Origin of the sequence: Methylobacterium sp. WL7 (genome assembly GCF_008040085.1) — a bacterium.
GTDB lineage: Bacteria > Pseudomonadota > Alphaproteobacteria > Rhizobiales > Beijerinckiaceae > Methylobacterium > Methylobacterium mesophilicum.
The window spans coordinates 1-11,529 of the sequence record NZ_VRVG01000155.1; the positions used below are offsets into that span (position 1 = coordinate 1).

At 72.3% G+C, this 11,529-nt stretch carries 11 protein-coding genes; 2 read left to right on the forward strand and 9 right to left on the reverse strand.

Translation table 11 applies throughout. The features are described from left to right. Positions 1 to 16 precede the first annotated feature (16 nt). Positions 17 to 868 (forward strand): S49 family peptidase, encoded by an 852-nt coding sequence (locus FV233_RS25665; protein ID WP_147899193.1) that lies wholly within the window; start codon positions 17 to 19, stop codon positions 866 to 868. Between the two features lie 13 nt (positions 869 to 881). Here FV233_RS25665 and FV233_RS25670 read toward each other — a convergent pair whose 3' ends face one another. Then, a complete protein-coding gene (locus FV233_RS25670) occupies positions 882 to 1,751 on the reverse strand; it encodes an NAD(P)-dependent oxidoreductase (protein ID WP_147899194.1) in 870 nt (289 codons plus the stop codon). Positions 1,752 to 1,853: 102 nt separating this feature from the next. Here FV233_RS25670 and FV233_RS25675 point away from each other — a divergent pair, with 102 nt between their 5' ends. Continuing rightward, positions 1,854 to 2,879 (forward strand): P1 family peptidase, encoded by a 1,026-nt coding sequence (locus FV233_RS25675; RefSeq protein WP_147899195.1) that lies wholly within the window; start codon positions 1,854 to 1,856, stop codon positions 2,877 to 2,879. Positions 2,880 to 2,909: 30 nt separating this feature from the next. On the opposite strand, the gene FV233_RS25680 is transcribed toward FV233_RS25675, so the two are convergent. The 8 genes from FV233_RS25680 to FV233_RS25715 form a co-directional block, all read right to left on the reverse strand. Continuing rightward, entirely contained in the window at positions 2,910 to 3,191 is a 282-nt protein-coding gene (locus tag FV233_RS25680) for a hypothetical protein (RefSeq protein ID WP_147899196.1), read from the reverse strand. Beyond that, complete coding sequence (locus FV233_RS25685; protein WP_147899197.1) at positions 3,188 to 5,605, reverse strand: response regulator; 2,418 nt, start codon at positions 5,603 to 5,605, stop codon at positions 3,188 to 3,190. Before FV233_RS25685 ends, FV233_RS25680 begins: the two co-directional genes overlap by 4 nt. Before the next feature lie 48 nt (positions 5,606 to 5,653). Beyond that, positions 5,654 to 6,553, reverse strand: coding sequence for an EamA family transporter RarD (gene rarD / locus FV233_RS25690; protein ID WP_147899198.1), 900 nt, complete (start codon positions 6,551 to 6,553; stop codon positions 5,654 to 5,656). 139 nt (positions 6,554 to 6,692) lie between these two features. Further along, positions 6,693 to 8,219: a HAMP domain-containing methyl-accepting chemotaxis protein gene (locus FV233_RS31690; RefSeq protein WP_348642250.1), complete on the reverse strand. Its 1,527-nt coding sequence runs from the start codon at positions 8,217 to 8,219 to the stop codon at positions 6,693 to 6,695. 416 nt (positions 8,220 to 8,635) lie between these two features. Further along, positions 8,636 to 9,235 carry a pyridoxamine 5'-phosphate oxidase family protein gene (locus FV233_RS25700; RefSeq protein ID WP_147899199.1) on the reverse strand — a complete coding sequence of 200 codons (600 nt, stop codon included), beginning with the start codon at positions 9,233 to 9,235 and terminating at the stop codon, positions 8,636 to 8,638. Continuing rightward, the gene (locus tag FV233_RS25705; RefSeq protein ID WP_147857725.1) at positions 9,232 to 9,567 is read right to left on the reverse strand and encodes a lipid-A-disaccharide synthase N-terminal domain-containing protein; all 336 of its coding nucleotides are present in this window, start codon (positions 9,565 to 9,567) and stop codon (positions 9,232 to 9,234) included. Before FV233_RS25705 ends, FV233_RS25700 begins: the two co-directional genes overlap by 4 nt. Then, positions 9,561 to 10,331, reverse strand: coding sequence for a glycosyltransferase family 2 protein (locus FV233_RS25710; RefSeq protein ID WP_147899200.1), 771 nt, complete (start codon positions 10,329 to 10,331; stop codon positions 9,561 to 9,563). The genes FV233_RS25705 and FV233_RS25710 overlap by 7 nt, the downstream gene beginning before the upstream one ends. After that, the coding region (locus FV233_RS25715) for a glycosyl transferase (protein WP_246690083.1) at positions 10,328 to 11,529 on the reverse strand (1,202 nt) is incomplete at its 5' end. The genes FV233_RS25715 and FV233_RS25710, both read right to left, overlap by 4 nt.

The window sequence follows — 11,529 nt, forward strand, 5'->3', positions numbered from 1 at the left end:
CTCCCGAAGAGCCTCCATGCCGTTCGCCCTCCCCGACGCCCTCCGGGCATTCCTGCCGCGCCGCTTCCGCGACCGCCGCCCGCGGGTCGCCGTGGTCCGGCTGTCCGGCACGATCGGGGCGGTCTCGCCGATCCGCCCGGGGCTCTCGATCGGCGGCGTCGCCGGCAGCCTGGAGCGGGCCTTCACGATGCCGGGGATCAGGGCGGTGGCGATCGTGATCAACTCGCCGGGCGGCGCTCCGGCGCAGTCGCACCTGATCCACCGCCGCATCCGGGCCCTGGCCGACGAGAAGAAGCTTCCGGTCGTGGCCTTCGTCGAGGACGTGGCGGCGTCGGGCGGCTACATGATCGCCTGCGCTGCCGACGAGATCATCGCCGACCCGACCTCGATCGTCGGCTCGATCGGGGTGGTCTCGGCCGGCTTCGGCTTTCAGGGTCTCCTGGAGAAGATCGGCATCGAGCGCCGGGTGCACACCCAGGGCGAAGCCAAGTCGATGCTCGACCCGTTCCGCCCGGAGGACCCCGCCGACGTCGAGCGCCTGAAGCGACTCCAGGCCGACATCCAGGACCTGTTCACCGGCCTCGTCACGAGCCGGCGCCCGACCCTGTCGACGTCGGAAAACCTGTTCACCGGCGCGGTCTGGACCGGGCGTCAGGCGGTCGGCCTCGGGCTCATCGACGCGTTGGGCGACATCCGTTCGACCATGCGCGCGCGCTTCGGCGACACGGTCGACCTGCGGCTGGTGGCCGAGGCCCGGGGCGGGTTCCTGTCCCGCCTGCTGCGCCGGGGCGGGGCGCCGGGCGGGATCGCCGAGGAGGCCGTGGCCGCGCTGGAGGAACGCGCGGCCTTCGCCCGCTTCGGGCTCTGACGCCGGGGGCGTTTCAGCCCCGTCCGGCGCGCCGCGCGGAGACCCGCGCTAGGGCGGCCAGGTCCTTCTCGCCGTCGCCGTGGCTGATTGCCTCGATCAGCCCGTCGCGCAGGACGCTGGCGAACGGCATCGGCACACCGGCGCCTTCCGCCGCCTGGAGCGCCAGCCGCACGTCCTTGGCGCCGAGCTTGAGGCCGAAGCCCGGCGGCTCGTAGCGGTTCTGGGCGATCGAGGCGCCGTAGCCCTTGTAGACCGGGGAGGCGAACAGCGTATTGGTCATCAGGTCGAGGAAGTCGGCGCCCGCGACGCCGTGGCCCTCGGTCAGCGCGCAGGCCTCGCCCATGGCCTCGATCGCCGAGATCAGCATGAAGTTGCCCGCGAGCTTGACCGCGTTGGCCCGTGACGGCTCGACGCCGAAGGGCCAGGTCCTGGCGCCCATGGCGTCGAGCAGCGGCGCAGCCCGCTCGAGCGCAGCCGCCGCGCCGGCCGCCACGATGTTGAGCTTTCCGGCCTCGGCCACATCCGGGCGCCCGAAGACCGGTGCGGAGACGTAAGGAACGCCGGCCCGCTCGTGGATTGCGGCGAGCTGCCGGGCGAGCGCCACCGAGATCGTGCTCATGCCGATATGCAGGCCGGGGCGCTCCGGCTGGTCGAGCAGGCCGCCGGCCAAGATCACCGCCTCCAGAGCCGCGTCGTCGGCCAGCATGGTGACGACGGCATCCCCGGCAAACGCCTCCGCGGCGCTCGCCACCGGGGTCACGCCCTCGATGCCGCGGGCGGCCTCGGGCGAGCGGTTCCAGGCCCGGACCCGGTGGCCCGCCCGCGCGAGGTTGGCGGCCATGCCGCGGCCCATCCGCCCCAATCCGATGAATCCGACGTCCATGCCGCGCTCCTCGCTGTCGCCGCCGCCGTGCCGACCCTGGGCCGGGCTCCGATGGCGCAGGCGAGGATTTGTCCCGATCGCCCGGCATGGCAAGCTCGCGCCATGCTGCGCAACCGCATCACAGACATTCCGGGCCTGCGGGTCGGCCACGCCGGCGACCCGTCGGTCGCCAGCGGGGTCACCGCGATCCTGTTCGACGCGCCCGTCATCGCCTCCGTGGACGTGCGCGGCGGCGGCCCCGGCAGCCGCGAGACCGACCTGCTCGATCCCGAGCGCACGGTGGAGCGGATCGACGCCCTGGTGCTCTCGGGCGGCTCGGTCTTCGGGCTCGACGCGGCCGCCGGCGTGACGGCGTGGCTCGCCGAGGCCGGACGCGGCTTTCCGGTCGGCCCGCTGCGGGTGCCGATCGTGCCGGGGGCGGTCCTGTTCGACCTGCTCAACGGCGGCGACAAGGACTGGGGCCGCTATCCGCCCTATCGCGAACTGGGTTTTCTGGCGGCGGCTGCCGCGTTGGAGGACTTCGCCCTCGGCTCCGTGGGGGCCGGCACGGGCGCGCGCACCGGGAGGCTGAAGGGCGGGATCGGCTCCGCCTCGGCGACGGTGCCGGGCACTGGTTTCACGGTCGGCGGGCTCGCGGCGGTCAACGCCTTCGGCAGCGCCACGATCGGCGACGGGCCGCATTTCTGGGCCGCGCCGTTCGAGGTGGGCGACGAGTTCGGCGGCCTCGGCTCGCCCGCCCGGGTGCCGGCGGACGCCCTCGCCTTCCCGGCCCGCATCCTGCCCGGCTCGGCCACGACGCTCGCGGTGGTCGCCACCGACGCCGCCCTGACCAAAGCACAGTGCAGACGCCTCGCGGTGGCCGCGCAGGACGGCCTCGCCCGCGCCCTGGTCCCGGTCCACACGCCCCTCGACGGCGACCTCGTCTTCGCGGTGGCGAGCGGCACCGTGCCGCTGGCCGACCCGGTTGCCGATCTCGCCCGCCTGGGCGACGCCGCCGCGCGGGTGCTGGCCCGGAGCGTGGCGATCGGCGTGTTCTCGGCGCATAGCCTGCCTGGGCTGGCGCCCGCACCGCCGCTGTCGGTCATGGGCCTGCCGCCGGCCTGGCGCGATCGTTTCGGTGGGGGATGAGACCAGCGCGGATGCGCGCAGGCGCGGTGGTCACACCTCCCCGCGCGCATCCGCGATCAGCTGCGCCAGCCCGGCATCGACCTCTTCGCCGAGCATCTTGCGCTCGGCGTCGGTGAGGTCCTTGGCCCAGGTGGTGCCGCCAAAGCCTTCCGCGCATCGCGCCCGCTCGGAGGCGATGTAGGCCTCGGTCTCGGCGGGCTGCGTCTTCATCGCGTGGACGAGGCCGAACCACGCCGCCCGCTCCACCACCGCCAGCCGCGCCCGCAGGCGGATCGCCGCCGCCTTGTCCGGATCGATCCCGTTGTCGCTCATGGTATGTCTCCCGTGCCGTCCCCGGCTCTGTCGTTCTCGGTGCTGTCGTGCTGGGCGAGCCGCTCGATCAGGCCCTGGAGCCGGCCCGGGACCGGCTCGGCGGTCGAGCGCGCGTAGAGCACCCGCAACTGCCGCCCGATTTCGGCCAGACTCATCGAGCCCTTGGCGATCACCCGGTCGGCCTGGGCGCCGAGGCTCGCCTTCTCGGCGCTGGTGATCTCCTTGGCGGTGAGCACCACCACCGGCACGTCGCCGTCCGGCCGGGCGCGCAGCGCCCGCAGGAAGCCGAACCCGTCCATCTCGGGCATCATCAGGTCGAGCAGGATCAGGCTCGGCCGCGTCTGGCTGACCCGCTCCAGGGCGATCCGACCGTTCTCGGCCTCGTCCACGGTCCAGCCCTCGCGGCCCAGCGACCGGCGCAGGCGCTCGCGGGCATCCGGGTCGTCGTCGACCACGAGGACGCGCGCCTCCCCGGGCCCCTCCGGGCGGTAGCGCTCCATCATGCCCTTCAGCCGGTCCCAGTCGATCGGCTTGACGAAGTAATCGGTGGCGCCGAGCGCCTGGCCGAGCCCCTGCTCGGCCACCACCGAGGTCATGATGACCGGCGTCCCGGCGAGATCGGGATCGCTGCGCACCGCGTGCAGCACCGCCCAGCCGTCCATGCGCGGCATCTCGACATCGAGCAGGATCGCCCGCGGCTTGAGCGCCCGGGCGAGCGTCAGGCCGGCGCGGCCGTCGTTGGCGGTGCGGACGTGGAACCCTTCGCGCTCGAGGAAGCGCTGGAGCAACTCCCGGGCGGCGGGGTCGTCGTCCACCAGCAGGACCGTCTCGTGCTGCTCGTGCGACTCGACCGCGGCCGCCTCGGCCTCGGCGGCGACCTCCTGCGGCTCGTCCTCCGGCTTGAGCACCGCCGGCAGGCGGATCGTGAAGGTCGTGCCCTGTCCCTGCGTGCTGGTCACGGCGATGTCGCCGCCCATGGTCTGACAGAAGGCCCGGGTGATCGCGAGGCCGAGGCCGGTGCCGCCGAACTGGCGGGTGGTCGAGTCGTCGGCCTGCACGAAGCGCTCGAACAGGCGCGCGATCTGCGCCTCGGACAAGCCGATGCCGGTATCGGTGACCGCGAAGGACAGCCAGTCCGCCGCCTCCTCCCGGTGGTGGCGCACGGTGAGGCGGATCGTACCGTTCTCGGTGAACTTGGCGGCGTTGCCGATCAGGTTGAGCAGGCACTGGCGGATTTTTGTCTGATCCTGGTGCATCGACCCGAGGCTCGCATCGCCCACGTCGAGGACGAAGCGGTTGCCCTTCTTCTCCACCAGCGAGCCGGTGGAATCGACCACGTCCCGCAGCAGGTCCGAGACGGAAAACGTCTCGGCCGAGGCGGTCATGCGCCCGGCCTCGATCTTCGAGATGTCGAGCACGTCGTTGATCAGCGACAGCAGGTGCCGGGCCGCCGCCTCGATCTTGCGCAGGTCCGGCAGCAGGGCGGCCTGGCCGATATCCTCAAGCTCCTCGCCGAGCATCTCGGAATAGCCGATCACCGCCGAGAGCGGCGTGCGCAGCTCGTGGCTCATGTTGGCGATGAACTGGCTTTTCGCCCGGTTGGCGGCCTCCGCGGCCTGGCGCGCCCGCTCGACCTCCTCCTCGGCCTCCTTGCGCTCGGTGACGTCGACGCAGGTGCCGACCCACTCGCGCAGGGTGCCGTCCCCGGCGAGCACAGGCACGCCCCGCACCTCCATGGCCCGCCACGCGCCGTCGTGGCGGCGCAGGCGGTACTCGACCTCGTAGGGCTTGCGCGCCTCCACGGAGGCGGCCCAGGCATCGGCCGCGTGGGCGCGGTCGTCGGGATGGACGGCGTCGACCCAGCCCCAGCCCTGGTAGGCCTCCTCGGTCTGGCCGGTATAGGTGCTCCACCGGACCTGCGGCGGCATCAGTTCGCCCACCGCGTTGGTGTTCCAGATCACCGCCGCGGAGGCGTCCACCAGCGCCCGGAAGCGCTGCTCGGAATCGCGCAGGCGCTCCTCGACGGCGCGGCGGCGGGAGATGTCGGTGTTGGTGCCGTACCAGCGCAGGATGGTCCCGGCCTCGTCCCGGTGCGGCAGGGCCTTGGACAGGAACCAGCGGTAGATCCCGTCGCGCCCGCGCAGCGGGAACGTGTCTTCCCAGGATTGGCCGAGCAGGATCGCCGCCCGGAAGCGCTCGGTGACGGCATCGACGTGGTCGGGGTGGTGGACGGCGCGCCAGCCCCAGCCGCGCATCTCGTCCAGGGTGCTGCCCGTGTAGTCGTACCAGCGTTGGTTGTACCAGACGATGGTCCCGTCGGCCTCGGCGATCCAGGCGAGTTGCGGCAGCGTCTCGGCGAGATTTCTGTAATCGGCATCGGTGACGACGCCTCGGCCGCCCACGGATTCTCTCATCGGCCCGCCGAAATCCCGTCGCTCGCCCCACGGGGCGCAGGGTATTCCTTATACACGCATCGGGTCGGGATCCGACCGGACCTCGACCACAGGATCTGCCGGCCGCCGGCTGCGGAGGGCATCGACGCTGTACAGGGCAAGTGCCACCCAGATCAGGGCGAACATCGCCGCCCGGTGCGGCTCCACGTGCTCGCCGTAGGCCAGGACGCTCAGGCCGAGCAGGCAGGTCGGGGCGACGTATTGCAGCAGGCCCAACGTGGTCAGCCGCAGGCGCACCGCGGCGGCGGCGAACCAGATCAACGGCAGCGCCGTGGTGAGCCCGGTCAGCATCAGCAGGGCGAGGTTCTTTGGCTCGGCCGGCAGGAACGGCTCGGGCGAGAGCACGAGCCACAGGATCGCGAGCGGCAGGAGCAGCAGCGTCTCGGTCAGGAACCCGACCAGGGCATCGACGCCGACAACCTTTCGCACCAGCCCGTAGAGCGCGAAGCTGACCGCGAGCGACAGCGAGAGGGCCGGCAACTCCCCCGCCCACACCACGGCGACGGCGACGCCCGTCGCCGCGATCGCCACCGCCACGACCTGCAGGGGTCGCAGCCGCTCGCCGAACACCACGCGCCCGAACGCCACGCTGACCAGGGGATTGATGTAGTAGCCGAGGCTCGCGTCGAGCAGGTGCCCGCGGTCGATCGCGTAGAGGTAGAGCAGCCAGTTCACCCCGATCATCGCGGCCGAGACCGCCAGCAGAGCGTGGCGCGGGCGCAGGGGCAGCGGCAGGTTCAGGCGCCGGCGCGCCGCGAGCGCCAGGGCCAGCGCGCCCGCGAACAGGCTCGACCACACGATCCGCTCGGCCAGGATGTGGTTGGGACTGAACGCCCCGAGCATGCGGAAATGCACCGGAACCAACAGGCCCCAGCTCAGATAGGCGGCGAGCGCGTAGACGAGGCCCACATTGTCCTCCCGATCGACCCGAGCGGGCGGACGGTGCTGCGGCTTTACGCCCGGCCGCGCCCCCGTGACAGGGGGGCGCGGCGCAGGGCTGCCATCCCGGCCACCATCCCGGGTGGATGCGTGCGGCGCGGTCGCGGGCTCAGGCGGCGCGGATCGTCGCCAGGAAGCGGTCGACCTCGCCGCTGAGGTGCTCGGACTGGCGCGACAGCTCGGAGGCCGCGTCGAGGACCTGGCCCGCCGCCCGGCCGGTCTCCGCGGCGGCGCCGGCCACGCCGGCGATGTTGCTGGTCACCTCGCCGGTGCCCTGCGCCGCCTGCCCGACGTTGCGCACGATCTCCTGGGTGGCCGCCCCCTGCTCCTCGACCGCGGCCGCGATGGTGGTGGCCACCGCCTCGATCTCCTTGATCCGGGCGGTGATCGCCGCGATCACCGAGACGGCCGCCCCGGTGGATGTCTGGATCTGGCCGATCTGGCCGGCGACCTCCTCGGTGGCCCGGGCGGTCTGGTTGGCCAGCTCCTTCACCTCGGCCGCCACCACGGCGAAGCCGCGCCCGGCCTCGCCGGCGCGGGCGGCCTCGATCGTGGCGTTGAGCGCCAGCAGGTTGGTCTGAGCCGCGATGTCGGTGATCAGCCGGACCACGTCCCCGACCTTGGCGGCGGCGCCGCTCAGCTCCTGCACCAGCGTCGCGGTCTGGTCTGCCTCGGATACGGCGCCCTGGGCGAGCTTGGCCGAGCCGTCCACCTGCCGGCCGATCTCCTGGACCGACGAGCCGAGCTCCTCGGCCGCGCTCGCCACTGTGTTGACGTTGGAGGCGGCCTCCTCGGCGGCGGCCGCCACGGTGGTGGACTGGCTGGCGGTCTGGGTCGCGGTGGCGGTCATGGCCTGGGCGGTGGCCTGCAGCTCGGTGGCGGAGGACGAGACCTGGCCGATGATCCGGCCGACCGTGCCCTGGAAGCCGTCGGCCAGCTCCAGCATCGTCTGGCGGCGCGCCTCGGCGGCGGCCTCGTCGGCGACCCGCCGGATCTCGGCCTGCTCGGCTGCCTTCTGGGCCACCAGCGCCTTGATGCCCTCCACGGCGCGGCCGATCAGGCCGATCTCGTCGCCGCGCCGTGCCTCGGGGATCTCGGCGTCGATCTCGCCATCCGCCATGCGCCGCAGCACGTCCGTCAGCCGGCGGATCGGGCGCGTCACGCCGAGGATCACGACCAGGGCGCCCCCGATGATGCCCGTGGCGATACCGATGAGCGAGACGATCAGCAGTAGGGAGCGGGTCGCGTTGGTCTCGGCGGTGAGGTCGTCCGACCGCTTCTGGACCGAGACGTCCATGTCATCCACGAGGGTGCGGGCGGCTTCGGTCAGTTCCGCCCGGATCGGTTCGGCCGTCCGGTGTGCGAGCGCGAGGGCCTCGCTGCCCTGGCCCTTGTCGGCGAGGTTGCGCATGTCCCGAACGGTCCGGGCATAGGCGTCGAATTGCGTGGCGATCCGGTCGATCCGATCCCGGAAGGCGGGCGCGTCGCGCCGGGCGTCTTCGACCAGCTTCGCGGCCTCGGCCACGAGGGCCTCGAGGCCCACCCCAACCCGGGTCCCGTCCGCCGTGCCGGCTTCCGCCGCGCTGCGGAAGGCCACGTAGCTCAGCTGCGCGACGACGCGGTTCAAACGCGCCACCCGGACGACCGCCTTCGATTCCTTGTCGAGCAGGATCGTGTAGGCGACGTCGATCCCGGCGACATTCTGCGATGTGTACCAAGCTGATCAAAAGAAGAGCAGACTCATCAACGCAATGACAGAAAAAAGCTTCGTGGGAATATTGATCTTGGCTATCAGTTCCATGGAAGCCTCTGCTTGGCGCGATGGCGAACGTGCCCGAGAGATCTGTGTCGATTTCTGAGAATGGCGGCAAGGTGAATCGTTGCCGATCGATGTCTATGCTGTTCGGATCGAAAGATCGGGCGCGGTAAATTTGCGACCAGGATAAATTATGAACTCTGCAAATTTGCCGTGTAAGGCATCTGAATAAAGCAGTAACGTTATTTTAATGGTGTTGACGGGCGCTGGATGCCATTATCCCCGCAGCATGACGCTCACGGGGCGATCCAGCTGCCGGTCCAGTCGCCCTGCCCCCGGGTCCAGGCCGCCCGGCGGTGTCCGCGGCGGTCGAGATAGAGGAAGTCCAGGCGCGCGGCCCGCACCCGGACGGCGGCGAAATGCGGCCGGCCGAGGGTCGCCGCAGTCGCCTCGTCCGGCAGCGTGTAGGCGTCGCCCGCGGGCAGCGCCGTGCCCGGGGCGGGGTCGGCGCCGTAGCAGACCCGGCTCATCGCCCGGGAGCCCGCCCAGGCTTCCTCCGCCACGGCATCGTCCGTGTGGAGCGTCGCCCGGCCCTCGATCCGGATCTGGATCTTGGCCGCCGCGTCGTAGGCGGCGAGCGCGCAGGCCGGGTTCGCCCGGATCTCGGCGGCCTTGTCGGAGCGACGGTCGCAGTGGAACCGCAGAATGCCGAATTCCGTGTCGGCGGCCCGCAGCACCACCGTGCGCAGCCGGGGACCGTCGAGCCCGAGGGTCGCCAGGGCCGGCAGGTGGAAGCCGCTCCGGCCCTGCGCGGCGCCATCCGCCAGGAGCCGCCACAGCTCGGCGAAGCTGGCGTCGAGGTCGTCGTAGTAGGCCGGCAGGGGCGCGCGGGTCATGCCGGGTCGCTCCGACGTCGCCGCTGCTCGCGGAAGATCAGCGCGAGGTTGCGCAGGTAGATGCCGGTGGACAGGCCCTGGCCGATGATGATCACCGGCTCCCGGCGCACGAAGCCGTAGACCAGGGTCATCAGGCCGCCCAGGATCGACAGGAACCAGAACGAGAGCGGCATCACGCTCCGGCCGGCGCGCTCGCTGGCGATCCATTGCAGGATGAAGCGGGAGCCGAACACCAGCTGAGCGATGATGCCGAACACCACCCAGAAATCGAGCCGGGTGACGAACACGTCGTAGAAATAGTCCGGCAGATCGTGCGCGAGCTGGATCAGCATCCGACATCCTGGTCTGCGGGCGTGGCGGTGTCGGGGGCGGCGATCTCGGCGGGTTGCGGGTCGGCGCGCTTGCGCCGGATCAGCCACCAGACCCCGGCGAGGTCGAGGAGCCCGACCCAGAGCCGGTCGAACAGGCCGTAATTCGAGACGCCGGTGAGCCGGGGCCGGTCGATCACGTCGTGGTGGACCACCGAAAACCCCTCGCGCACCACCAGGGCCGGCATGAACCGGTGCACGGCGTCGAAATAGGGCAGCCGGAGATACACCGCCCGGCGGAAGACCTTCAGGCCGCAACCGGTGTCCCGGGTGGCGTCCTTGAGGATGCGCCCGCGCACGCCGTTGGCGATGCGCGATTGCAGCATCTTGAAACGCCCGTCCTTGCGGCCGCGCCGCTGGCCCTGGGCGAGCCCGGCCTGCGGGCCCCCCGCCTCCAGGGCGGCGAGCAGGGCCGGGATGAAGGCCGGGTCGTTCTGGCCGTCGCCGTCCAGCGTCGCGATCACCGGCGCCCGCGCGGCTAGAACGCCGCTGCGCACCGCCGCGGACTGGCCGCCACTGCGCGCATGCCGCACCACCCGCATCCACGGACGGCCGGAGCGGGCCGCCGCCAGGGCCGCCGGCGTGCGGTCGGTCGAGCCGTCGTCCACGTAGATCAGCTCGAAGCCGAGCGGCGCGCAGGCGGCCGCGATCTCGGCCACCAGGGGGCCGATGTTGCCGGCCTCGTTCTTGACCGGCACGACGACGCTGAGGTTCGGGGCGCCGGTCACGGAGTCACCCCGTAGGCGGTCACGAAGACCCGCCGGCCGGTGTTGAGGTTGAAGCCCTCGACCTCGGCGAGCGGGGCGGGCGCGCCCCGCGCCACCGGCCAGGCGGCGTTGAAGTCATCGCGGTCCCGGGCCTCCACGAACAGCAGCCGGCAGCCGCCCGCCTCCAGGAACCGCCTGGCGGCAGCGCCGTCCGGCGGGAGGGCGAGATCGGTGCCGGCCAGGAACACCAGGCTCGGCTCCCGGTAGCCGAGGCTCGCGACCTGCGGGTTCGGGCAGCCCACGCGGTCACGCAGGGCGGCGAGCCGCGGCGAGACCTTCAGGGCCGGCAGGGAGCGTTGCGCCACGCCGAGTACCGCCGGCCCGAGCAGGCAGGAGGCGAGGATCCCGAGCACGAGGGCGCGCTCGGGCCTGCCGCCCGCGAAGGCCATCCAGGCGAGGATCGCCACCGCGCAGGCGGCGGCCAGCAGCGGCAGCGCGGCCCAGGGGAGCGTGTGGCTGTCGAGGCGCCACCCAGCCAGGCATAGGCCGAGCGTCAGCCCCACGGGGATCGCCGGCACCAACAGGGCGGTCGCCCGCGCCCCGCGCAGACGCGGATCGAGCGCGCCGCGGGACAGGGCCAGGGCGGTGAGGATGGCGAGCCACGGCATCAGCGGCAGGACGTAATGGGGCAGCTTGGTCGGCACCGCCTCGAAGATCAGCCAGGCCGGCAGGACGGATGCGATCAGGAACGCGAAGGCCGGCTCGCGCCGGGCGCGCCAGGCCAGCGGCAGGCTCATCGCCGCGAAGGCCGCGCCGGGCCAGAAGGTCGCGAAGAACGCCAGCGCGTAGGATCCGGGCGGGGCCCAGTGCCGCTCGGCCCCGCCGCCGACCTTGGCCAGCATGTCGTGACCCACCGCCTCAGCATAGAAGGCGCCGCCGCTCTTCCAGGCGATCGCCGCGAACCAGGGCGCCACCAGCAGCAGCGTGAGCGCCAGCCCCGCCCACGGCTTCAGCGCCAGGAGCCAGCGGCCCGAGCGCGCCACCACCGACAGGATCAGAGCCGGCAGCACCACGAACAGCGGCACCATCGGGCCCTTGATCAGGATGCCGAGCGCCATCCCGAGCCAGAAGGCGGGGAATACGGCGCGGCCCAGGACACGCGCCCTCCCTCCCCCCTCTGCGGGGGAGGGTGGCCCCCGAAGGGGGTCGGGAGAGGGGA